We start from the raw sequence: 23,881 nt of genomic DNA, 5'->3' as shown, positions 1-23,881 counted from the left end.
TACTATATCAAGCCTTCCTTCCACCTGACGATTCCTTCCTTCTGATGTTTTGTGCCGGAGATCCCCATGACAGCCTATGATTACGACCTCTTTGTCATCGGTGGCGGCTCGGGTGGGGTGCGCAGCGCGCGTGTGGCGGCAGCGCTCGGCAAGAAGGTGGCGATCGCCGAGGAATATCGCTACGGCGGCACCTGCGTCATTCGAGGATGCGTGCCGAAGAAGCTCTTCGTCTACGCCTCGCAGTATCATGAGCATTTCGAGGATGCGGCCGGCTTCGGCTGGACCGTCGGCGAAAGCACGTTCGACTGGAAGAAGCTGATCGCAGCCAAGGACGCGGAGATCACCCGGCTCGAGGGGCTCTACAAGAAGGGCCTTTCGGGCGCCAACGCCGAGATCCTCGATACGCGCGCGGAGCTTGTCGACCGGCACACGGTGCGGCTGGTCAACACCGGCAAGACGGTGACGGCGAAGACGATCGTGATCGCGACCGGCGGGACCCCGAACCTGCACGGCGCACTGCCCGGCCACGATCTTTGCATCACCTCCAACGAGGCGTTTCATCTGGAAGAGCTGCCACGCTCGATCGTGATTGTCGGCGGCGGCTATATCGCGGTGGAATTCGCCAATATCTTCCATGGGCTCGGCGTCGACACGACGCTCGTCTATCGCGGGGCGGAAATCCTGTCGCGCTTCGACCACGACCTGCGCCGCGGCCTGCATGAGGCGATGGTGGCCAAGGGCATCAAGATCCAGTGCCACGACATGCTGAAGAGCGTGGCGAAGGGCGAGGACGGGCTTGTCGTCGAGACGCTCAACAACGGAACGATGAATGCCGACGTGGTGATGCTCGCCATCGGCCGCGTGCCGAACACGCATGGGCTCGGGCTCGAGGCGGCCGGCGTCGAGATGAACGCCCAGGGCGCCATCGTGGTCGACGATTATTCGCGCACCAATGTCGAGAACATCTATGCGCTGGGCGATGTCACCGATCGGGTACAGCTGACGCCGGTGGCGATCCACGAGGCGATGTGCTTCATCGAGACCGAATACAAGAACAACCCGACGAAACCGGATCACGATACGATCGCAACCGCTGTGTTCTCGCAGCCCGAGATCGGCACGGTGGGGCTGACCGAGGAAGAGGCCGGCAAGCGCTATAGCGACGTCGAGGTCTATCGCGCGCAGTTCCGGCCGATGAAGGCGACGCTGTCGGGACGGACGGAGAAGATGATCATGAAGCTGATCGTAGACGCCGCGAGCCGCAAGGTTATCGGCGCCCATATTCTCGGCCATGACGCCGGCGAGATGGCGCAGCTGCTCGGCATTACGCTGAAGGCCGGCTGCACCAAGGACGATTTCGACCGGACGATGGCGGTGCACCCGACTGCCGCCGAAGAGCTCGTCACCATGTATGCGCCGAGCTACAAGTTGAAGGATGGGGTGCGGGTCTGACGCGTGTCAGCTGGTCACACCCACTAGCTGGTGATGCGGGGCGTGCTGACGATCTTCATGAACAGCGCCTGCATGGCCTCGGCGATGCCGTCGGTTGGGCTGACGGCGAAGTAGAGACCTGGGCTCGCGCATTCCTGCATCTTGGTCGAGATCTTGCCTTCGAAGGGCTTGACCCAGTCATTGTAGAAGCCGTTCTCGGGCAACGGCAGATAGGGCGTGTAGAGGACGGCGATCTTGATGCCCTTGTCCTTGAGCGCCGTGCAGCTCTTCACGTCGATGGGCTCGATGCAGCGATTGCCATTGGCCCCGCGCGGGCTGGTGCAGCCTGATGGCTTGGCGCTATCGCCGACGCCATCGGCCACGAAGAACACGATCTTCTGGCGGTCGGCATCGCTCGTGCCTTTGCCGATGGTGCCCTTGATCTCGTCCTTGATTCCAGCGAGCGCGTTGTCGAAGCTCGTCTGCTGATCGCTGTTGTAGTTTTGATAGGGGATGCTCATCAGCTGAATGGCGCTGGTTGCCGTCGCGACCTTGCCGAGGTCGTTATTGATCTCGGCGACCTTGAACAATTTGGCGTCCTGGGCGGTCTTGCCGAATGTGTAGGCGGCGACGCGAAACTGGTTTTCCAAGGTCTGCGTGTCGGTCGCTTTCGCCATCAGCGCCTTGACCGCTTGTGCGACAACGTCGATGCGGATCGTTATCTTGTTGTTTCGGGCAATGTTGTAATAGCTGTTCTTGTCCTCGACGCCTGATGTCGAGACTATGTGACAGGCAAATGCGCAGGTGCCGTCGGAGCCATTCTTCGTGGCCTTGAGCATCTTGTTGATATCATCCTGCGTCGCGCCGACGCCCATCGAGGGCGTGTTGTCGAGCAGCATGTAGAAGTCCATGTAGGATGGCGTTTCGTAGCGGGCCGTTGCCGTGCCCGAGATCGGCATGCTGGTCTGGCCGAGGATCTGCATGAAGGAGGTCGGCACCCGCGTCTGGAAGGTGACGGACGAGGTCAGCACGTTGCCTGTTTTCACGACATCGACACTGACGTCGATCGGAAAGTTGGCGGCTTCGCCTGCGATCTGCGAGCGGAAGAGCTCCTGCGCGTCCGTGTTGCCGGTTGCGATCGGGCCGTCTCCGGTCATCGTCTGCGCCTGTTTCATCGCCGGCGACATTTGCGCGACCGCGCCGACGGCCGCGGCATCGGCTGCCGCCTGAAGCTGCGTGCGCATGCTGAGTGCGTGCGAAAAATCGATCGACAGACCCGCGGCACCGATCAATGGAACCGCGAGAAGGGCGGTTATCATGCCGAAATTGCCTGAACGATCCGCGACGAAACGACCGAATATGCGCATGGGAGAAGCCTGGGAAGTATCCGAAGAATTGAAACGTCATTCTTGAAAAAACCGAAGCGTCATGCCCCGCTGTGTCAAAACAGGACGATCCTTAGTGTCAAAGCATAAATTAGATACAAAGCGTCTTGGTATATCGAACGTTAAGGGCGCGCAGGATGTTTGAAAACGCGGTCGCGAATACCTTTATAGGGCGTCATCGCATGGCGCGATGAGGCGGACAAAAGCGCGCCGAACCCCGCTATGCAAGATGAAGCTAAACGGCTATAAGCCGCCAGTATTTTAAAGACGGGATATCCGGCCGGTACCGGATACTGAGACAGGTGAACGAGATGGCACAGAATTGGACTCCGAACAGTTGGCGGCAAAAACCGATCCAGCAGGTTCCGGATTATCCGGATCAGGCAGCAGTTGCGGCGACGGAAGCCCAGCTGGCGTCGTATCCTCCGCTCGTTTTCGCAGGCGAGGCGCGTCGTCTGAAAAAGCATCTTGCCAATGTGGCCGAAGGTAACGGCTTCCTCTTGCAGGGTGGCGATTGCGCCGAGAGCTTCGCGGAACACGGCGCGGACAACATCCGCGACTTCTTCCGCGCCTTCCTGCAGATGGCTGTCGTTCTGACCTACGGCGCGCAGCTTCCTGTCGTCAAGGTTGGCCGTATCGCCGGTCAGTTCGCCAAGCCGCGCTCTTCGGGCATCGAAACGCTCGATGGCGTGTCGCTGCCGAGCTACCGCGGCGATATCATCAACGGCATCGAGTTCACCGAGGAAGCGCGTATTCCGAACCCGGAACGCCAGGCCATGGCTTATCGCCAGTCGGCCGCGACGCTGAACCTTCTGCGCGCGTTCGCGATGGGTGGCTACGCCAACCTCGAGAACGTGCACCAGTGGATGCTCGGCTTCATCAAGGACAGCCCGCAGGGCGAGCGCTATCGCAAGCTGGCGGATCGTATCAGCGAGACGATGGATTTCATGAAGGCGATCGGCATCACCGCCGAGAACCAGCCGAGCCTGCGCGAGACCGATTTCTTCACCAGCCACGAAGCGCTGCTGCTCGGCTATGAAGAAGCGCTGACGCGTGTCGATTCGACCTCGGGCGACTGGTATGCCACGTCTGGCCACATGATCTGGATCGGCGACCGTACGCGCCAGCTCGATCACGCCCATGTGGAATACTGCCGTGGGATCAAGAATCCGATCGGTCTGAAGTGCGGCCCGACGCTGCAGGCGGACGATCTGTTGAACCTGATCGACGTTCTGAACCCGCAGAACGAAGCCGGCCGTCTGACGCTGATCTGCCGCTTCGGCCATGACAAGGTCGCCGAGCATCTGCCGCGCCTCATCCGCGCCGTCGAGAAGGAAGGCCGCAAGGTCGTCTGGTCCTGCGATCCGATGCACGGCAACACGATCACGCTCAACCACTACAAGACCCGCCCGTTCGAGCGGATCCTGTCGGAAGTCGAAAGCTTCTTCCAGATCCACCGCGCGGAAGGCTCGCATCCCGGCGGCATCCACATCGAGATGACCGGCAAGGACGTGACCGAATGCACGGGTGGCGCGCGCGCCGTGACGGCGGAAGACCTGCACGACCGCTACCACACGCATTGCGACCCGCGTCTCAATGCCGACCAGGCGCTCGAGCTTGCCTTCCTGCTCTCCGAGCGGATGAAGAGCGGCCGCGACGAGAAGCGGATGGCCGTCAACGGCTAATCGCTGATCGCCTGCTTAGACTGAATTGAATGAGCCCGGCCATCGCGCCGGGCTTTTTCATTGCACCAGCACGGATTGCTGGCAGCGCGCATCGGTGAAACGCACATCGGCCTCGCCGATCTTGATCCCCAGCATCAGCAGGGTGTTGTAGAGCACGTCGTCGAGAGGAGCCGTGACGCTGGACAGCGTGTCGGCGATCGCCTGCATCACCGCCTTGTTGGTTCCGAGCGTCAGGATCAGCAGCTGGATCTGGATATCGGTGCCGGCGATCAGCGACTGCACGGCGGAGGTGAGCGTGTCTCTTGTCGAGACATTCTTGATCGCCTTGTTGGTGATGTCGTTCGGCTGGAATGTCAGGCGCGTCTTGCTGGTGTTGGTGACGTTGATATCGGCCAGCGCGTTCACCTTGAGGAGCAGGGCGTCGATGATGGTGGCTGATGTGACGCGCGGCTTGGTGCCGAAATTGGCCATGGCTGTCGGATCGACATCGCCAAGCGCGATCTCGGCGACCCCCGGCACGACATCGACGCCGATGCTGGCGCTTTTCGGGCCGCCGCCGAGGCAGGCGAAGCTGGCGAGCTTGGCTTCGGCATAGGCGGCCTCGACATAGAGCGGCACGCGAACCTTGATGCCGGCGATGGTGCTCAGCCCCGTGACGCCAGCTTCGATGGCAATGCGGATCTGCGCGGTGCGGACGGCCGATCCCGTGGTGCCGATGGCGTTGGAGGCGATGCCCTTGGAGCGCTCGCCGATCGCGATCTTCAGCGTGACGCTGGTCAGCCCCGGAACCGTGCCGGCGAGATTGACGCCGACCTGCTTGCCCTGGTTGGCGGCGAAGGCGCTGGCCGAGATGATGTCGAGGGCGCTTGCCTCAAGCAACAGGTGCGAGCCGGAGCCGATCATCCGCTCGCCGACCGAACCGAGGCTCATGAGGTTCTGCAGCTTGACCTTGATCTGCGTGGTGCCGAGCCCCTTGGAGAGCGAGGTGATCGCCTTGCGGACGGTTGGTGTCAGCCCTTGCGTGGCGGCCAGCGTGTCGAGCAGGCGCGGATAGGAGATGTCGGTCGCCAGCAGGTCGTCATAGGTGCCGGCGGTGACATTCAGCTTGGTCGCGAGAAGGTCGAGATAGGACAGAAGGTCGATATTGGCGGCGGCGAGTGCGTCGTAATCGGCCACCTTCAGCGAGACCGTCGTGCCGAGCAAGCCGCCGAGAACGGCGTTGAGGATGCCGCCGTTGAGGCTCGCCAGACGCGAGCCGACGGAGAAGGCGGCGAGCTTGGAGGCGGATGCGGTACCGGTCGCGCCGAGCGTCGGGGGCGGGATGATGGAGGCCGCGAAGGTCAACTGCGCCTTCTGCTGGATCGCAACCTTGACGGCATCATAAGGCTGGGTGCCGGCCACGAAACGCTGCTCGGGCGGCACGGCGGGATCGGCCAGATAAACCCCTGGCGTGTATTGGACGACGGCATCGTAAGTGTCGAGCTGGGCGGCGTTCAGCAGCTTGGTTCCAGACGATGTTGCGTAAGCCACGCCTGACTTTACGGCGACGTTGAGGCCATTCTGCTGGAAGTTGGTGACGAGGTTGCTGGCGGCGTTGTTGATGTCGGAGGCGGCGACGATGGCGCCGATATCGCTCAATTGCTGCAGACGGCGTTGCTGCAGCGTCATCGCGCCGAAGTCGACACCGAGCGCAAGCGTGGAAATGATCAATGGCGCCGAGAGCGCCGCCATGATCGCTATATTGCCATCCCGGCGGGTGCTGAAACCCGCCAGATATCGCCTCACGCCTGCTTTCATATACCACCCATGCGGATGGTGGCGAAGCGGCGGATCTTGGTGTCCGGAAGCGGGAATGTGTAGAGATTCCAGATCGGTAGGGCGCTGGCGTCATACTCGGTCGTGACCGTGAACTGATTGGCGTTCGTGGGGTCGGTGGCGACAGTGACCTGGAGCTTCTTGCGGTCTATCAGCGGATCGTTGAGGGTGGAGAGCGCGATGTAATTGTTGACGAGCTGGGCGCGCTCCTGCTCGGAAAGGCCGGCCACCGCCGTGCGTGCGGCATCCGCCGTCAGCTGCTGCAGCGCATGCGCGGCGCTCAGGTAAATACCATAGGCGATCAGCGTGAGAAGAACGAGCAGGAAAACCGGGGCAACAATTGCGAACTCGATCGCGGCCGCACCCTGCCGGTTGGCGAGAAGACGTCGGGCATTCCTCATGCACTGCACTCCTTGCAATGGCCAACGCCGCAGCGAAGACAACCGAAGGATACATTTAACCGTCTTAATTTTTGCTTACCTAATAAACCCCATGCGTGTACCCGCAAGATATCAGGGTGTACGGAAATGGCGCGCTATTCCTGTGGCCGGCTAATCTGTTCGCCGGCCAAGGATCAGTTGCCGAGCTTCTGGGTCAATCTGGCGATATCCTCGCGCAGAGCGGCGATCTCGGTCATCACCTGCATGTCGATCTTCTGGTGCAGAGACAGCACTTCCAGCTCGGCCTTCAGGTTGACTTCATAGTCCTTGGCAGCCTCGAAGCGATCGCGCTCGGCCTGGCGGTTCTGCGACATCATGATGATCGGCGCCTGGATGGCGGCGATCATGGAGAGGACGAGGTTGAGGAAGATGAAGGGGTAGGGGTCGAAGGCGCGGGTGGAAAGGATGACGGTGTTGATCACGCACCAGACCGCCAGGAAGACCAGGAAGGTGGTGATGAAGGCCCAGGAGCCGCCGACGCGGGCGATGCTATCCGCCATCCGCTCACCGAAGGACGATTCGGCTTTCAGCGCGGCATTGATATCCGTCGAGATAATCTTGCGCGCATGCGCCTTTTCCAGCACGCGCTTTTCGATGTCGCCCAGCTCGTTGGCGGACTTGTCGAAATGCAGGTGGACGAAACTGGAGAGATTGTTCATGGCGCGACTCCCGATCAACTTATGTTGGCGGGGAGTATTCCGTTATGCGCCAGGAATGCAATGCGGCAACGTGCATGCCTGCCGTGCTCAGGAGCCCTCTGCTCGTAGCCAGGAATGCTGCGGGAAGAAGCGCTCGACGGTCTGCGCCTTGCCGAACATCACATCGTGCTGGAGATAGCGGTAGTCGCGGACCAGCGGATCGATGGTCTTGGCGTCGCGAACCCAGTCCGGCGAGGCGGTGTTGTCGCGGGTGATCAGCTGATAGCGGTCGACGATCGGGTACTTCTTCTGCACACGGCCGAGGAAGCCGGTGTAGAAGGGGTGCTCGTAACCGGCGAACTTCAGCACATGATAAGGCAGCTGCGACGGGCTGATGGTGCCCACGTTCTGCTTGACGCCCTTGCGGTTTGACCAGATGACCAGCGGCGTCTCGTGCTCCTGCTTCATGACGCTGACGGAAGCCCGGCGGGTGGCGACCTGGTCGGGCATGTAGCCGGTATTCGTGTAGACGCTGCCGAGCGGCGGCAGGTGGTCGCCCCAGAGCACGATGATCGTCTCGCGGTCACGCTTGGATGCCCACTCGGTCAGCATCTTGAAGCTGTCGTCTGCTTCCTTGACGCCCTGCGTATATGTGGCGAGCGTGGCGCGGTCTGCGTCGGTCAGATTGCCGGTGATGTCGACCGTGTTATTGGCGTAACGGTTGGCCTCGTAGGGGCCATGTCCCTGCAGGGTAACAGCGAAGAAGAAGAAGGGCCGGTCGAGCCCGTCGGCTTCCTGCATGATCTCCTTCATCAGGCTATCGTCGGAGGCGAAAATGCCGCGCTTTTCCATGGTCGGCATGGTTTCTTCGGTGCGGAATTCCTCGAAGCCGAAATCCTTGTAGACCTCGTTGCGGTTCCAGAACCAGCCGCTGAACGGATGCAACGCACGGGCCGCATAGCCTTCGCCGCGGAAGAAGGTGGCAAGCGACGGGATGTCGTTGCGGATATACTGTTGGTAGGGAATGCTGCCATAGGGCAGGAAGGCATTCGAGAAGCCGGTCAGCGCCTCGAACTCGACATTGGCGGTCATGCCGCCGAACTCGGGCGAGAAGACGTGGCCTGACTGCGCCGCGCGGATCGTCGGCATCGGGTCTTCGGAGAATTTCAGCGTCTTCAGGCGCGTCGGATCCCAGAAGGATTCGCTCATCAGCATGATGACGTCAGGCTTGTCGCTCGGGCCGCTGAGATAGCCGTAATTGCGCGACGGGATGGCATCGAGCGCCTGCGCATTGAGGCCGGCGGGCGAGGCGACATCGGCCATCGGGATGTTGAAGATGAAAGCGAGGATGAAGCCGTTGCTGCGGTAGTTCTCCTTCTGGTCCCACATCATCGGCACCACCTGAAGGCGGTCGCGGATATAGGAATATTGCGAGTAATCCATCAGCGAGCCGAAGGCGGCGATGACGGGAACCGTCAGGCAGAGATTGCGGATACGGTTGCGGCGCGCCATCTTTGGCAGGCGGCGCCAGGCGTAGCGCCATGCGAGAACGAGGCCGCTGACGGAGAGAAGAATGCCGACGGCAACCGCGATAGCCGTCATCGGGCGGTCGCGGACCATGACGGGAAGCAACTCCAGAATCTGGCGGCCGAACAGCATGTCGGAGGGATAGAGCGGATCGGAGAGGTAGTGCTGCTTCTGATTGGAAACGAGTGCGGGGACGAGGACGAGCGGGAGGACAACCAGGGCCGAGAGGAAACGGCGGCCGAGGATCGCATCGACGCAGAGCATCACGACAGTCAGCATGACGACCGTGGTCATGCCGGGACGGGCCGTGGAAGACAGAAACGCGCCCACGTCGGTTGCGCCGCCGCGCGCGATCACTTCGACCGAGAAGGTTGCAAGCAACGCCATCACTGCCGTCAGGGCGACTGCAATTGCGCCGCGCAGGATGGAGGGGCGGGTATCCGCGCCAACGCCACCATAGAGCGCCGCTTCGCGCATTGCCGCTCCGGACTTGAAAACTTGGGCGATCAATGGCGGAACTCCAGTGTCATCATAACGTCACCGAACTGTCACATCTTCGTCATGAACGCTAGATGAACCATTGTTGTTTCGCGGGCTTAACGCTTTTTTGATCACAAACTTTTCGGCGACTGGTTGCCTCATGTAGCGTGTGCTCCGGATGGAGCCTGCCATGGCGGCGCGGGAGCGATCCTTGCGCGCCTTATTTAGCTGTCGTAGGTCAGGGAGATGTTCGCGTCAGAGGAGAGTTTGCATGCGCAGTTCCGTCGAGATCTACAACGTCAAGACGGGCGAGGCCCGTGTGATCTGGCAGACCGAGAGGCTGGTCGAAGCCCCCAATTACGCTCCTGACGGCAGCTATCTCCTGCTCAACGACGAAGGCATGCTCTACAAGCTTGCGCTCGATGGTTCAGCGAAAGTGCAGAAGGTCGATACCGGATTCGCGACCGCCTGCAACAACGACCACGGGATTTCACCCGATGGCACTCGCATCGTGATCACGGACAAGATCGAGTTCGGCAAAGCGGCGATCTATACGCTGCCGATCGAGGGTGGGGCGCTGCAGCTGGTGACCACCAATCACCCGTCCTACTGGCACGGCTGGTCGCCCGACGGGAAGGAGCTCGCCTATTGCGGCATTCGCGGCGACCTGTTCGACATCTACACGATCGACGTGACCGGCGGTGAAGAGCGGCGGTTGACGCATGGCGAGGGCCGCAATGACGGGCCGGATTATTCGGCCGACGGGCGCTGGATCTATTTCAACTCCAGCCGCACCGGCCTGATGCAGATCTGGCGTATCCATCCCGACGGGACCGGCGTGGAGCAGGTGACGCACGACAATTACGGCAACTGGTTCGCGCATCCGTCGCCGAAGAACGACAAGGTGGTGCTGATTTCCTACGACCCTGAGGTCTTCGACCATCCGCGTGACAAGCATGTGCGGATGCGGATCATGGATATGGACGGCGGCAACCTGACGACGCTGTTCGAGCTCTTCGGCGGGCAGGGATCGATCAATGTTCCGAACTGGTCACCCGATGGTGACGAATTCGCCTATGTGCGATATTTCCCGGTCGAGGCTTGAGCGATTGCATCATGCGCGGTTTGTCGGCATAGGTGGCGCGTCGGGTGCCCGCAGGCTTGCGGGAGAATCGGGAATTCGGTGCAAGACCGGAACGTGCCCAACGCTGTAAGGCCGACGTCTGCCGCTTTATGCCACTGGCGCTTTTTGCCGGGAAGGCGTGGCAGACGGATGACGCCAAGTCAGAAGACCGGCCCGACAATCATAGACTGACCGCCTGGACAGCGGCCGGTTGTGTTGTTGGGGATTGACGATGCGACCAGACCAATCTGGCTCTCTTGCGAGAGCGGGTGCCTTTTCGGCGAGCGAGCGCGACGCCGTTTACAGAGCCATCGAGACCAGACGCGATGTGCGATCGGAGTTCCTGCCGGATGCCGTGCCCGATGACGTGATCGGACGGCTGCTGGCGGCCGCTCATCATGCGCCGTCCGTTGGCTTCATGCAGCCGTGGAATTTCATTGTGGTGCGCGATCAAGCCGTGCGTTCGACCGTGTGGGAGGCTTTCACCAAGGCCAATGCCGAGGCGGCGGCGATGTTTTCCGGCGAGCGGCAGCAAGCCTACCGCGCCCTGAAACTGGAGGGCATTCGCACGGCACCCGTCGGCATCTGCGTGACCTGCGATCCGGATCGCTGCGGCGACGTGGTGCTGGGGCGCACGCACAATAGGCGGATGGATTCCTATTCCACCGTCTGCGCGGTGCAGAACCTGTGGCTTGCAGCGCGCGCCGAGGGCGTGGGCGTCGGCTGGGTGAGCATCTTTCACGAGGCCGATCTGAAGCGCGCGCTCGGCGTGCCTGAGCGGATCGAGATCGTCGCATGGCTCTGTGTCGGCTATGTCGACCAGCTCTACGAGGAGCCGGAGCTCGCCGTGAAAGGGTGGCGACAGCGATTGCCGCTGGAGGATCTGGTGTTTACGGATCGCTGGGGCGGGGGCGCATAGCCCGCGACGCCTGCTATTGCTTCTGCGCCGGCGGTTGCTGCGGCTGGGCGCCCGGCATGGCGGGGTGTTTCAGGTCGATCGACCCTTGATCGCCGGCGAGGAACTGCGGCCCCACTTGGCGCACCTTGCCGGCGCTCGGATCATAGGGGCGATCGGGGACCTGCGCCTGGGGTGCGGGCGGTTGAGGCGTGGGTTGGGTTTCGGGCTTGGCGGCGGCGGTGTTCGGGGTTTCGATCGTGGTGATCGAGCTCTGCGGCGGCGGGGCGCTCACAGACTGGTTGCGGCGCATCTGTTCGTAATAGGCGGGCAGATTGCAGCTGCAGGATGATTTCTCACCGGGCTTGCGGTTCTTGTAGGCGAATGCATTCGGCATGGCGCTGTAGGGCGCGCCTGTGGAGGCAGAGATCATGTTCTCGGTCTCGCCGCTGGAAACGTCGTGATAGTAGAGCTCGGTTTCGATACCTGGGCACATCTGCTGGCAGGTGTTGGCGTCGCGGGCGAAATCGAAGGAGGTGGCGTTCGAGCGGATGGGGAAGAAGCCGCCGTCGCAGCTGCGCACGCAGATCGTGTTCAGATGCGTCAGAGGCTGGCCGCCGGGCGAGAACTCGTAGGAGCGCTGCCGCTCGCCGCCGAGCGGAATGAAGGTGTCGCTGCGCATGGCCTGATCGTCGATGCTGGGCGGGTTCGCATATTGCGGCTCTTCATATTGCTGCACGGGCGAATTGCAGTTGTTTTCGTCGAGTGCGGCGAAGAGTTCGTTGCGCAGGCGGGCGTCCGGACTTTGCGCGCGCAACTCGTCCCGCCGCATCTGCAGGTCGGCGATGTTGTCGAGCATCTTGGCTTCGGCCTGTTCTAGCTCGCCGCAATAGCCGGCATTGTCGCCGCCGATCACCACCATGCTGCCGCTGCTGCAGCCGCTGCGGCGCTGGTCGCTGCGCAGCTTGCGAAGCTCGAGGTTTTGTTCGGTGATGGCGCTGGCGAAGCGGCGTATTTCGGGCGACATGCCACCGCCGATCGTCTCTGGAATTGTGGCCAGACGGGCGCGCAGCTGACCGCAGATCGGCGCCAGCTGCGCATAGGCAGGGGCGGAAAGGGCAATCAGGAGTGCTGCGGCCAGCGTGAGGCGTTTCAAGGCATCGTCCCGTCAGTGAGCAAATACCAAATGGCGAAGGGCGGACCATGGCCCGCCCTTCGATATACATTGCTTGTCTTAACAAGCTGCCGCTCAAAGCCTAACGCATTTTCAGCGTCCAAGGCAAATCACGCCGCCCAAATCATGCCGGCTGAGATGCCTCGACGACCGCGAGGGCCGCCATGTTGACGACGCCGCGCGAGGTGACCGATGGCGCCAGGATGTGGGCGGGCATGGCCGCGCCGAGCAAGATCGGGCCGACATGCAGGCCGTCCGTCATCGACTTGACGACGCCGAGCGTGATGTTGGCCGCATCGAGGTTCGGGAAAACCAGAAGGTTGGCTTCGTCGTGCAGCGTGGTGTTCGGCATGACGCGCTTGCGCAGCGTTTCCGAGATTGCGCTCTCGCCGTGCATTTCGCCATCGACTTCCAGATCGGGCGCGGTGTCGCGCACGAGCTGCAGAGCGTTGCGCATCTTGGTGGCGCTTTCCGATTCACGCGAACCGAAGTTCGAATGCGAGACGAGGGCGGCGCGCGGCGTGATGCCGAAGCGCTTGATTTCCTCGGCGGCGAGAACGGCGGATTCCGCCACTTCCTCGGCAGTCGGGTTGAACGTCACATAGGTGTCAGTGAAGAAGGTGGCGCCGCGCTGCGAGATCAGCAGGCTGAGTGCCGAGAAATCGCGAACGTTTGGGCGCTTGCCGACGATCTGGCGGACATCGCGCAGGTGCTTCTCATAGCGGCCTTCGAGACCGCAGATCAGCGCATCGGCCTCGCCACGCTTCAGCGCCAGCGCGCCGATAACCGTGGTGTTGGTACGAACGATGGTACGCGCCGCTTCCGGGATGACGCCGCGGCGGCCGACGAGCGAGAGGTAGAGCTCGACGTACTCGCGGAAGCGCGGATCGTCTTCCGGATTGATGACGTCGAAATCAGACAGCGGACGGATGCGCAGGCCGTAGCGCTTCAGGCGCGTTTCGATGACCTGCGGACGGCCGATCAGGATCGGCTTGGCGATGCCTTCCTCAAGCAGAACCTGGGCGGCGCGCAGCACGCGCTCGTCTTCGCCTTCGGAGAAGATGACGCGCTTCTTGTCGGCATTCTTGGCCGCCGCGAAGATCGGCTTCATGACGAAGCCGGAGCGGAAGACGAAGCGGTTCAACTGGTCGAGGTAGGCGTCGAAATCGGCGATCGGGCGCAGCGCCACGCCGCTATCGGCCGCAGCCTTGGCGACGGCGGGCGCGATGCGCAGGATGAGGCGCGGATCAAACGGCGAGGGGATGAGATAGTTGGGGCCGAAGATCGGCGTTTCATCCGAATAGGCGCGGGCGGCGACATCGGACGGCTCCTCGCGGGCGAGGGCCGCGATGGCGCGCACGGCCGCCATCTTCATTTCCTCGTTGATCGTGACGGCGCCGCAATCGAGCGCGCCGCGGAAGATATAGGGGAAGCAGAGGACGTTGTTGACCTGGTTCGGGAAGTCCGAGCGGCCGGTGCAGATCATCGCGTCCGGGCGGGCGGCGCGGGCGAGATCCGGCATGATCTCCGGGTTCGGGTTGGCAAGCGCCATGATGAGCGGCTTCTCGGCCATCTGCGCCAGGAGCTCCGGCTTCAGGACGCCGGCGGCCGAGAGGCCGAGGAAGACGTCGGCGCCGCCGATGTTTTCAGCCAGCGTGCGGGTGTCGCTCTTCTGCGCGTAGACGCTCTTCCATTCGTCCATCAGCTCGACGCGGCCTTCATAGACGAGGCCTTCGAGGTCGTGGACCCAGATGTTTTCGCGCTTGGCGCCGAGGGTGACGAGGAGGTTGAGGCAGGCAAGGGCCGCGGCGCCAGCGCCGGAGGCGACGATCTTGACCTCTTCGATCTTCTTGCCGGCGAGCTCCAGGCCGTTCAGGATCGCGGCGGCGACGATGATGGCGGTGCCATGCTGGTCGTCATGGAAGACCGGGATCTTCATCTTTTCGCGGAGCTGGCGCTCGATCTCGAAACATTCCGGCGCCTTGATGTCTTCAAGGTTGATACCGCCGAAGGTCGGCTCGAGCGCGGCGACGGTGGAGACCATGTGATCGACGGTCGTTGCATCGACCTCGATGTCGAAGACGTCGATATTGGCGAACTTCTTGAAGAGAACGGCCTTGCCTTCCATCACCGGCTTGGAGGCCAGCGGGCCGATATTGCCGAGGCCGAGAACGGCCGTTCCGTTGGAGATCACGGCAACCAGATTGGCGCGGGAGGTGTAGTCGGCGGCCGTCTCAGGATTGTCGCGGATGGCGAGACAGGGGGCGGCGACGCCGGGCGAATAGGCGAGCGCGAGGTCGCGCTGGTTGCCGAGCGGCTTGATGGCCTGGATCTCGATCTTGCCGGGACGGGGATAACGGTGGAAGAACAACGCCTGTTCATCGAGGCTGCCGCCTGCCGCTTTGTTGTCCGTCTTCGGTTTGTCGCTGTGATCCATCGTAATGCTCCAGGCTGTCGCACATGCTTTCATTGGAGCGCTTTCAATACATCAATCGAAAGACGGTAACAGCGAGAATTTCGGTTCCGGTTCCCAAAAACAACGCAAATGTGCAACAGCGCCCGCGAGATACCGGGGATTTGCGACGGAAGGGCCTGTGATCAGGGCCTGACATCCGGGCCGTGTCATCTTCCTGAAACACGAGTCTGGTTTTCAGAGGCACAGATGAAGCATGGGGCACGGGCAGTTTGCTTGTGAAGGACAATATGGATACGCGCCACTTCCGTACGCTCTTTATTTCCGACGTCCATCTCGGCTCGAAAGCCGCGAAAGCCGACTTCCTGATCGACTTTCTCAAGTACCACGAAGCCGACACGATCTTCCTGGTGGGAGACATCGTCGACGGCTGGCGCCTGAAGCGCAGCTGGTACTGGCCGCAGGAATGCAACGACGTGATCCAGAAGCTGCTGCGCAAGGCGCGCAAGGGAACGCGTATCGTCTATATCCCCGGCAACCACGACGAATTCCTGCGCGACTTCCCCGGCATGCACTTCGGCGGCATCGAAGTGGCCGAGCGGATGATGCATGAGGCGGCCGACGGCAAGAAGTATCTGGTGCTGCATGGCGACGAGTTCGACGTCGTGGTCCGCAACGCCCGCCTGCTCGCCTACCTCGGTGACTGGGCGTACGACATGGCGATCATGATAAACATCGGGCTCGCCGCCATTCGTCGCAAGCTCGGCATGCCCTACTGGTCGTTCTCGGCCTGGGCGAAGCTACAGGTCAAGCACGCCGTCAACTTCATCGGCGAGTTCCAGAAGGTGGTGGCCGACGAAGCCCGCAAGAGCGGCGCCGACGGCGTGATCTGTGGCCACATCCACCATGCCGTCATGGAAGACATGGACGGCGTGCGCTACATCAACACAGGCGACTGGGTCGAAAGCTGCACGGCGATCGCCGAGCACGAAGACGGCACCTTCGAGCTGATCGAATGGCGCACCATGGGCGGCGCTGCCGCTCCCGCTCCGCTGGCGCTCGAAGATCACCGCAAGCGCGAACCGGCACAGCAGGCAGCCTGATAGCCTGATGATCTGAAGTATCTCGCTGTTGCGAAATGGTATTGTGCAGCTGCTGCCGTTGCCGTTTCGCGACAGTTTTGGCTTATTTTTGAAATCGGTTTGGGGCGACCTCATCTCGCCTTGGTTGCCCTTAAGGTGACGTGTTAGGCAACTTGCAGGTTCCTTTCAGGTCACACCGATGATTCCCGCCACGAATGCCTCTTTTACAGAGGTCGCGCCCGCCCATTTCCGGCTGCTGAGCGCTTTGTCCTATTGCGCGCCACTGCTTGTAAACGGTGTCGCGCTGCCGTTCTTTCCCGTCTGGCTGGCGATGCACAAGTTCAGCGACCACGAGATCGGCATCATCCTCGCCGTGCCGATGGTGGTGCGCGTGCTCGTGGCACCGATCGTGGCGATGTACGCGGACCGGATGAAGGAGCGCGCCGATGTGCTGGTGTTTTCCGGCGGCCTGTCGCTGTTGACGGCGATCGCGCTCTACTGGACCGACACGTTCTGGCCGGTGCTGATCGTCTACACGATCCAGGGTGCCACGTTTTCCCCCTATGTGCCCGTGGTCGAATCGATCGTCATTTCCGGCGTGCGGCGCTGGGGATTCGACTACGGCTCGATGCGGGTCTGGGGCTCTGTCGCCTTTATCGCCTCCACACTCGTCGGCGGGCGACTGATCGGAAACTGGGGCGGGCAGATGGTTCTGCCCGTGATGATCTTCGGTTTCGTCATGACGATGGTGATGGCGCTCTACTGTCCGCGCATCGGACCGACGCGCAGGCGCGGCACGCCTGTCGATCTGCAGCAGGCGACCGGCAGCTCGCTGAGGCAGCCGCATCTGTTGATGCTGCTCATCGGCGTCGCCATCCAGCAGTCGAGCCATGCGCTTCTGCAGGCCTTTGCGACGATCTATTGGCGCGATCTCGGCTTTTCCGGCACGGAAATCGCGTTGTTGTGGAGTGCCGGCGTCGCGGCCGAGGTGACGGTGTTCTTCCAATCGAAGCGGCTCAGCCGCCATTTCGATGCCTGGACGTTGATCCGTGTCGGCGCCGCCGTGTGTGTCTGCCGGTGGCTGTTGTTTCCGATGCAGTGGGGCTTCGTCGGCTTCTTCCTGCTGCAGTGCCTGCACGCCTTCAGCTACGCCTTCGTCCACACAGGCGTACAGCGGCGGATCATCGCCTCTGTGCAGGCGACGCAGGAATCGTCGGCGCAGGGTGCGTATTTCTTCTACAACGGCATGTTCATGGGGCTGATGACCATCGCGTCGGGCTACATCTACGCAGCACTCGGCATGGCGAGCTACTACATCATGGCGCTGACGGCGGTTCTTGGGCTAGGCCTTATCATCGTCGCCTATTATCTTCAGCCCCAGAGTGCCGGTTCCGGCGGGAAGACGAGCGAACCGGCGTAACGCAGGCCCGGTTCGCGATCGCGGGCAAGAAGCAGCGGTCCGTCGAGATCGACGAAGGCTACGTCCTGGGCCAGAAGCACGGCGGGCGCCATGGCGAGCGATGTGCCGACCATGCAGCCAAGCATGATCTGGAACTCCAGCCGCTCAGCTTCGCGCTTCATCGCCAATGCTTCGGTCAGCCCGCCCGTCTTGTCGAGCTTGATATTGATGGCGTCGTAGCGGTCGCGCAGGCTGGCGAGATCGCCGGTGTGATGGACGCTTTCATCCGCGCAGACGAGGATAGGGCGGTCGATCTCGGCCAGCAGTTCGTCCTTGCCTGCCGGCAGCGGTTGCTCGACCAGCGCCACGCCGCATTCGGCGGCGACCCGCAGATGGTGGGCGAGGCGGTCTTCCGGCCAGCCTTCGTTGGCGTCGAGAATGATCGCGGCGTTGGGGGCGGCAGCGCGCACCGCGCGAATGCGGCTCTCGTCGTGACCGGTGCCGACCTTGACCTTGAGCAGCGCACGAGCCGCGTTGGCGCGGGCGTGTTCGACCATGACCTCGGGCTCGCCGAGCGAGATGGTGAAGGCCGTCGTCAGCGAATGCGGGGCGGCGAGGCCGAGCATGGTCGCGACCGAGGTGCCGGTTTGCTTGGCTTCGAGATCCCAGAGGGCGCAATCGACGGCGTTGCGGGCGGCACCCGGCGGCATGGCCTGTTGCAGATCGGCGCGGGAGAGGCCGGCTTCGATCAGCGGACGGGCGGCTTCGATCTGCGCGCCGACACTTTCCATGGTCTCGCCGTAGCGGCTATAGGGGACGCATTCACCGCGGCCGGAGACGCCGTTCTCGCTCACCGTGCAGAGGATCACCTCCGCACTTGTCTTGGTGCCGCGCGAGATCGTGAAGGTGCCGGCAATCGGAAAAGAGTCCGTCTGAATTTCAAGTGACCGTGGCATAAATGCAATCCTGCAAGCATGGAAATCTGATGCGGCATCGTTATATTGGCACAACGTTGCGGACCTGTGTTCGCGAGTCGGCAATGTCGCCGTAAGCCTTGAGAGACACAAGCATTTTGAAGTCCGAGAACCGTAACGCCGCCTCACTGCACGTGGACGACCAAGCTCATGGTTCGGATACGCTCGTGCATCTCGAAGGCAACTGGCGAAGCGCCAACATACATCTCGTTCTCAGGGATTTCGACAAGCTTTCGGCCCACAAGGGCGGGAATCTGACGCTCGATCTCTCCGGCATCACCGATATCGACACGGCCGGCGTCTGGCTGCTCTGCCGGCTGAAGAAGCAGGTCGAGGATGCCGGCGGCACTGTCCATATCGAGGGCAGCAACCAGCATATCGACGAGCTGCTCGAATCGTTTTCCGAGGAGCGTCCGAAGCAGGAAGTCGAGCAGGTTCCGCCGCGTTCGCTGCAGGAGCGTATCTTCGCCCCCATCGGCCGGATGATGTACGATCTGTGGAACAATCTTTCTGCGGCGATGTACATTCTCGGCTCGGCGGTGCGCGGCGCGCAGATGAAATTCGGCCGCGGCAGCGGCGTTTCGCCGGCGTCGATCATCAACCAGATTGACCACATGGGCGTTCGCGCCACGCCGATCATTCTCTTGATGTCGTTCCTGATCGGCGCGATCATCGCGCAGCAGGGCGCCTTCCAGCTACGCTATTTCGGTGCTGAAGTGTTCGTCGTCGACCTCGTCGGCATTCTGCAATTGCGCGAAATCGGCGTGCTCTTGACCGCCATCATGATCGCCGGCCGTTCGGGTAGTGCGATCACGGCCGAAATCGGCTCGATGAAGATGCGCGAAGAGGTGGATGCGCTGAAGGTCATGGGCCTCAACCCGATCGGCGTGCTGATCTTCCCGCGCCTTGTGGCGTTGACCGTTGCGCTGCCGCTTCTGACCGTGCTTGCCAACTTCGCCTCGCTGTTCGGCGCGGCCGTCGTTGCCTGGGGCTATTCGGGAATCACCTTCGCCAACTTCATCGCCCGTTTGCACGAGGCGATCACGCTGTCGACCGTGCTGTCGGGGATGATCAAGGCGCCGTTCATGGCGCTGGTTATCGGTATCGTCGCGGCCGTCGAGGGCTTAAAGGTAGGTGGCAGCGCCGAATCGCTCGGCCAGCACGTGACCTCGTCGGTGGTGAAGGCGATCTTCGTGGTCATTCTCATGGACGGGCTATTCGCCATGTTCTATGCAGCTATTAATTTTTAGGGATTTTGCGTGGACGAACAGCAGACAACGACCAAGGACGAGGCAGGGCGGGATATCGTGCTTTCAGCGCGCGACGTCACTGTTGGCTTCGGGTCGAAGATCGTTCTCGATAATCTCAACCTCAATATCTACAAGGGCGAGATCCTGGGTTTTGTCGGTGCTTCGGGTACCGGCAAGTCTGTGCTGATGCGCACGGTTCTGCGGCTGCTGCCGCGCCGCTCCGGCCAGATCAAGATCCTCGGCCAGGACTTCGACGAACTAAACGAGCCGCAGCGCAACGCGCTCGACATGCGCCTTGGCGTTCTCTTCCAGCAGGGCGCGCTGTTTTCCTCGCTGACGGTGAAGGAGAATATCCAGGTTCCGATGCGCGAGTATCTCGACCTGCCGCCGGCGCTGATGGATGAGCTGGCGCATCTGAAGATCCGGCTGGTGGGTCTGGCGGCGGATGCGGCCGACAAATATCCTTCGGAACTCTCGGGCGGGATGATCAAGCGTGCCGCACTGGCGCGAGCGCTGGCGCTCGATCCGGAACTGGTTTTTCTCGACGAGCCGACCTCGGGCCTCGATCCGATCGGGGCTGCGGAATTCGACGAGCTGATCGCCAAGCTTCGCGATACGCTCGGTCTCACCGTCTACATGGTGACCCACGACCTCGACAGCCTGTTTTCCGTCTGCGACCGTATCGCGGTGCTGGGCAAGAAGAAGGTGATGGTCGAGGGGACGATCGAAGACATGCTGGCCTATGACGACCCCTGGGTTCAGGCTTATTTCAAGGGCAAGCGCGCGCGTTCGATCGTGCCGCAGGATGGCCACGCTTCAGCCGACATCAGGCTGGCGCAAGATAGCCGCGGGAAGTGAGCGGATAAGATGGAAACCAAAGCGAACTACACAATCGTCGGCTTCTTTACGGTTCTGGTCATCGCGGCTGCCTTCGGCTTCGTTTACTGGATGGCCGAGTATGGCCGTGGCGGCCCGATGGCCGAACTCATCGTGCGCATTCCGGGCTCGGCGAACGGATTGAGCGTCGGCTCGCCGGTGCGCTTCAACGGCATTCAGGTGGGTTCGGTGCAATCGCTGTCGATCGACGCCGATGATCCGCAGTTCTCGCTGGCCTTCACCGAAGTACGCGTCGATGCGCCGATCTATCCGACCACTAAGGCGATCCTCGAGATCCAGGGCCTTACGGGCGCTGCCTATGTGGAGCTTTCCGGCGGTCGTGTCGGGGAAAAGAACATCCTGCAGACGGCGGCGGAGACGGGCAAGCGTGCGGTCATCGTCGCCGACCAGTCGAGCGTCACCAACCTGCTCGCCACCGCCGACAAGATCCTCGACCGCGCCAACGACGCCGTCGGCCAGGTTCAGGGCTTCGTCAAGGATGCCCGTGGACCGCTGACGAAGACGCTGCAGAACGCCGAGACGTTCTCGGACGCGCTGGCCAAGAATTCGGGCAATATCGACAGCTTCCTGCAGAGCGTGGGCCAGCTTTCCGACACCGTGCGCAACGTGTCCGGCCGCGTGGATTCGACGCTGGCTGCGATCGAATCGCTGGTGAAGACGGTTGACGCCAAGAAGATCGATACGATCCTCTCGAACGCGGAGACGGTGAGCCGCAATGTCGCCGACGCGTCGGGCGGCCTGAAGGACGCCATCCAGAAGTTCCAGGAGACGGCCACCACCTATAACGACTTTGGCAAGAAGGCGCAGGCGACGCTCGACAAGGTCGATACGCTCGTGGCGCAGATCGATCCGGCTAAGGTGAAGGGTTCCGTCGACGACATCGCGCAGACAACCAAGGATGCGCGCGCGGCGGTCGCCTCGATCAAGGATGTCGCCAATACGGTGAATTCGCACCAGAAGGACATCGATTCGACGATCCAGAACGTCACGCAGATGGCCAACAAGCTGAACGCCGCATCGACCCGCGTCGACGGTATCCTGGCGAAGCTCGACACGCTGCTTGGAGACGACAGCACGCAGTCGATGTTCACCCAGGCGCGCGAGACGCTGGATTCGTTCAAGAAGGTCGCGGACAATCTGAACAGCCGCATCGGCCCGATCGCCGACAATCTGCAGAAGTTCTCGAGCGGCGGTCTGCAAAACGTTCAGGCGCTGATCAACGATGCGCGTCTGACGGTGCAGAATTTGAACGATGCGATCAGCAATTTCGACAAGGACCCGCAGCGACTGATCTTCGGCGGGGACACAGTGAAACAATATGATGGCCGGACCAGGCGTTAACAGGGGAAGTCAACATATGGCTGTGTCGGATATGCGTCGTTCGCGTCTTATGAAGACCATGCTCGCTCTGCCGCTTCTCGCCCTGGCATTATCGGGGTGCGGAACGGCGGCCAAGAACGATACCTATGATCTCTCCGCGCCTGTGAGCGGCAGCGGCCCTTCGGCGAAGGGTCGCCAGATCCTGGTGCAGCAGCCGACGGCGTTGCAGGCGCTGAACAGCGAGCAGATCGTCATCAAGGTCTCGTCTTCGGAGATCCAGTATCTCGCCAAGGCGCAGTGGAGCGACAAGCTTCCGCGCATGGTTCAGGCCAAGCTCGTCGAGGCCTATGAGAACTCCGGCAAGCTCGGCGGCGTCGGCGTTCCCGGGCAGGGCTTGGCGATCGACTATCAGGTCGTGACCGACATCCGCGCCTTCGAAATCCGCACCGGTGGCGGCAGCCAGGCGGTGGTCGAGATCTCGGCCAAGATCCTCAACGATCGCAACGGATCGGTGCGGGCGCAGAAGGTGTTCTCGCAAACGGTACCTGCTGGCGGCGGATCCAACGAGGCCTTCGTCAAGGCGCTCGACCGCGCATTCGCCGGTGTCACCAGCGAGATCGTCGACTGGACGCTGAAGTCGATCTGATCGATCGGGACGCTTTTGGGAGAGCGGCATGATCAGGATTTTGGGCGCTGACGATGTGGAAGCGTTCAAGCGCATCCGGCTCGAGGCACTGCGCCTGGAGCCATCCGCTTTTGCCAGCAGCTTCGATGAATGGGCAAAGCTTCCCGACGATGAATGGCGGCGACGATTGCTCGCCGATCCCGTCTTTCTTGCTTTCGACGGCGACGAGCCCGTGGCCATCATGGGGCTGCTCAGACAGCGGGCCGGGAAGATGGCGCATCGCGCGACGATCATCATGGTCTATGTGCGTCGGGAGAAGCGCGGAACGGGGCTGGCGGGCGACCTGCTCGACCATGTCGTGGACTACGCCAAGCAACACGGCATTCGTCAGCTTGAACTGACGGCCAGCGCCGAGAACCCGGCGGCGATCAGCTTTTATCGGAATGAGGGGTTTATCCAGGCGGGGCTGATACCGGGTGGCGTGCTGGAAGGCGACCATGAGGTCGATGACGTCATCATGGTCAGGCGGATCGTCGACTAACGTATTGCTCATCTTGCTCAAGACGCGAAAAGGCCGAGCGCTGGGAGCCGCTCGGCCTTTTCGTATTTCAGCTGTCGGGCTGCTCAGAGCCGATCAAAAGACGCTATGCTTGCCATGTAGTCTCTTATCTTCCTCGGTTTCGCGCCGCAGAGCGGTCACGGTCGATGCCACAGATACGATAAACATGATGCTGATAAGGGCAGTAAGCACAGTCAAGATCGTGAACATAAGCAATCCTCCAGGATTTTGCTTTCACGTCCCTTAGTATTGGCTCACAACGGTCGTACGAGCCGACGCATAAGGGCCGTATACTTTGGACGCATCTACCTTCTGATCATAAAGCGCAACAGTTGCTGCAAGCATACCCGTCATCATTACCATCCATACTGCGTTAATCATGGTAATCTTGTTTGGCATATTCATCTTCCTTGTAGCGCCTATTTGCGCAACGCTTCGATTGAAAGAACGCGTCCGTTTGGAATTGGTTCCGCAGGACATTGACAAGTCGTTTACCAACGCCGATCTGAAGCCTCTTTGAATGCCTCGTTCATCTGGCGTTCATCTTCCTAAATCGGTTTATGCGTCTTCTCTAATCGGTTTAAAGGAGACGCGACCCATAACGCGTACGATCTCGTGATGTTCCCTCACGTCACTGCGCACCCAAGCCGCGTCACGCACCTCAAGGATGTACGCGTAGACAAATTCGAAGGCGAGGGAGAGGGCGACCGAGGTGATGACAAGCAGGATGAGCATCGTGGGTTTCCAGGAGTGAACCGATCCTTGTCGG

At 61.6% G+C, this 23,881-nt stretch carries 20 protein-coding genes and 1 riboswitch; of the genes, 11 read left to right on the top strand and 9 right to left on the bottom strand.

All coding sequences use genetic code 11. The annotated features are described in order from the left end of the window. Window positions 1-66: 66 nt before the first annotated feature. Window positions 67-1,452, top strand: a complete 1,386-nt coding sequence (gene gor, locus ACODTZ_RS12215; RefSeq protein WP_489025996.1) for a glutathione-disulfide reductase — start codon at window positions 67-69, stop codon at window positions 1,450-1,452. Between the two features lie 23 nt (window positions 1,453-1,475). On the opposite strand, the gene ACODTZ_RS12210 is transcribed toward gor, so the two are convergent. Continuing rightward, window positions 1,476-2,798 carry a TadE/TadG family type IV pilus assembly protein gene (locus ACODTZ_RS12210; protein WP_489025994.1) on the bottom strand — a complete coding sequence of 441 codons (1,323 nt, stop codon included), beginning with the start codon at window positions 2,796-2,798 and terminating at the stop codon, window positions 1,476-1,478. A 329-nt stretch (window positions 2,799-3,127) separates the two neighbouring features. On the opposite strand from ACODTZ_RS12210, the gene ACODTZ_RS12205 reads away from it, so the two are divergent. Further along, window positions 3,128-4,501, top strand: coding sequence for a class II 3-deoxy-7-phosphoheptulonate synthase (locus ACODTZ_RS12205; protein WP_018902356.1), 1,374 nt, complete (start codon window positions 3,128-3,130; stop codon window positions 4,499-4,501). Between the two features lie 57 nt (window positions 4,502-4,558). Here the strand turns inward: ACODTZ_RS12205 and ACODTZ_RS12200 are convergent, their stop codons facing one another. From ACODTZ_RS12200 to ACODTZ_RS12185, 4 genes are all read right to left on the bottom strand, one after another. Beyond that, a complete protein-coding gene (locus tag ACODTZ_RS12200; RefSeq protein WP_489025992.1) occupies window positions 4,559-6,298 on the bottom strand; it encodes a pilus assembly protein TadG-related protein in 1,740 nt (579 codons plus the stop codon). Then, complete coding sequence (locus ACODTZ_RS12195; protein ID WP_018902358.1) at window positions 6,295-6,717, bottom strand: TadE/TadG family type IV pilus assembly protein; 423 nt, start codon at window positions 6,715-6,717, stop codon at window positions 6,295-6,297. Before ACODTZ_RS12195 ends, ACODTZ_RS12200 begins: the two co-directional genes overlap by 4 nt. A gap of 173 nt (window positions 6,718-6,890) precedes the next feature. Then, a complete protein-coding gene (locus ACODTZ_RS12190) occupies window positions 6,891-7,415 on the bottom strand; it encodes a DUF1003 domain-containing protein (protein ID WP_209190538.1) in 525 nt (174 codons plus the stop codon). An 87-nt stretch (window positions 7,416-7,502) separates the two neighbouring features. Beyond that, window positions 7,503-9,398, bottom strand: coding sequence for an LTA synthase family protein (locus tag ACODTZ_RS12185; RefSeq protein WP_489026224.1), 1,896 nt, complete (start codon window positions 9,396-9,398; stop codon window positions 7,503-7,505). Window positions 9,399-9,672: 274 nt separating this feature from the next. On the opposite strand from ACODTZ_RS12185, the gene ACODTZ_RS12180 reads away from it, so the two are divergent. Next, window positions 9,673-10,506, top strand: a complete 834-nt coding sequence (locus ACODTZ_RS12180) for a TolB family protein (protein ID WP_489025990.1) — start codon at window positions 9,673-9,675, stop codon at window positions 10,504-10,506. A 25-nt stretch (window positions 10,507-10,531) separates the two neighbouring features. Then, window positions 10,532-10,716, top strand: a riboswitch (cobalamin riboswitch). 40 nt (window positions 10,717-10,756) lie between these two features. After that, window positions 10,757-11,443, top strand: coding sequence for a 5,6-dimethylbenzimidazole synthase (gene bluB / locus ACODTZ_RS12175; protein ID WP_489025988.1), 687 nt, complete (start codon window positions 10,757-10,759; stop codon window positions 11,441-11,443). Between the two features lie 13 nt (window positions 11,444-11,456). Here bluB and ACODTZ_RS12170 read toward each other — a convergent pair whose 3' ends face one another. Beyond that, the gene (locus ACODTZ_RS12170; protein ID WP_489025986.1) at window positions 11,457-12,575 is read right to left on the bottom strand and encodes a DUF2865 domain-containing protein; all 1,119 of its coding nucleotides are present in this window, start codon (window positions 12,573-12,575) and stop codon (window positions 11,457-11,459) included. 142 nt (window positions 12,576-12,717) lie between these two features. Further along, the gene (locus tag ACODTZ_RS12165; RefSeq protein ID WP_047511987.1) at window positions 12,718-15,030 is read right to left on the bottom strand and encodes an NADP-dependent malic enzyme; all 2,313 of its coding nucleotides are present in this window, start codon (window positions 15,028-15,030) and stop codon (window positions 12,718-12,720) included. 266 nt (window positions 15,031-15,296) lie between these two features. Here ACODTZ_RS12165 and ACODTZ_RS12160 point away from each other — a divergent pair, with 266 nt between their 5' ends. Both ACODTZ_RS12160 and ACODTZ_RS12155 read left to right on the top strand, forming a co-directional pair. After that, window positions 15,297-16,109: a UDP-2,3-diacylglucosamine diphosphatase gene (locus ACODTZ_RS12160; RefSeq protein ID WP_026283711.1), complete on the top strand. Its 813-nt coding sequence runs from the start codon at window positions 15,297-15,299 to the stop codon at window positions 16,107-16,109. 178 nt (window positions 16,110-16,287) lie between these two features. Then, window positions 16,288-17,508, top strand: coding sequence for an MFS transporter (locus ACODTZ_RS12155; RefSeq protein WP_113011365.1), 1,221 nt, complete (start codon window positions 16,288-16,290; stop codon window positions 17,506-17,508). On the opposite strand, the gene dgcA is transcribed toward ACODTZ_RS12155, so the two are convergent. Further along, the gene (dgcA, locus tag ACODTZ_RS12150; protein WP_489025984.1) at window positions 17,460-18,443 is read right to left on the bottom strand and encodes an N-acetyl-D-Glu racemase DgcA; all 984 of its coding nucleotides are present in this window, start codon (window positions 18,441-18,443) and stop codon (window positions 17,460-17,462) included. The genes ACODTZ_RS12155 and dgcA overlap by 49 nt on opposite strands. Window positions 18,444-18,541: 98 nt before the next feature. On the opposite strand from dgcA, the gene ACODTZ_RS12145 reads away from it, so the two are divergent. From ACODTZ_RS12145 to ACODTZ_RS12125, 5 genes are read left to right on the top strand one after another with little or no spacing between them, the layout of a single operon-like run. Then, the gene (locus ACODTZ_RS12145; protein ID WP_413396073.1) at window positions 18,542-19,711 is read left to right on the top strand and encodes an MlaE family lipid ABC transporter permease subunit; all 1,170 of its coding nucleotides are present in this window, start codon (window positions 18,542-18,544) and stop codon (window positions 19,709-19,711) included. A gap of 9 nt (window positions 19,712-19,720) precedes the next feature. Then, a complete protein-coding gene (locus tag ACODTZ_RS12140; RefSeq protein ID WP_018902369.1) occupies window positions 19,721-20,569 on the top strand; it encodes an ABC transporter ATP-binding protein in 849 nt (282 codons plus the stop codon). Between the two features lie 9 nt (window positions 20,570-20,578). Next, window positions 20,579-21,949: an MlaD family protein gene (locus ACODTZ_RS12135; protein ID WP_111565061.1), complete on the top strand. Its 1,371-nt coding sequence runs from the start codon at window positions 20,579-20,581 to the stop codon at window positions 21,947-21,949. A gap of 16 nt (window positions 21,950-21,965) precedes the next feature. Continuing rightward, window positions 21,966-22,574, top strand: coding sequence for an ABC-type transport auxiliary lipoprotein family protein (locus ACODTZ_RS12130; protein WP_018902371.1), 609 nt, complete (start codon window positions 21,966-21,968; stop codon window positions 22,572-22,574). A gap of 28 nt (window positions 22,575-22,602) precedes the next feature. Further along, window positions 22,603-23,094, top strand: a complete 492-nt coding sequence (locus ACODTZ_RS12125) for a GNAT family N-acetyltransferase (protein ID WP_489025981.1) — start codon at window positions 22,603-22,605, stop codon at window positions 23,092-23,094. A gap of 576 nt (window positions 23,095-23,670) precedes the next feature. Here ACODTZ_RS12125 and ACODTZ_RS12120 read toward each other — a convergent pair. After that, window positions 23,671-23,847: a hypothetical protein gene (locus ACODTZ_RS12120; protein WP_181459357.1), complete on the bottom strand. Its 177-nt coding sequence runs from the start codon at window positions 23,845-23,847 to the stop codon at window positions 23,671-23,673. Window positions 23,848-23,881 lie beyond the last annotated feature (34 nt).

The organism is Rhizobium sp. FG113 (genome assembly GCF_057809895.1).
The sequence above is the reverse complement of the archived record's forward strand: the minus strand, read 5'-3'. Positions and strand labels throughout refer to the sequence as shown.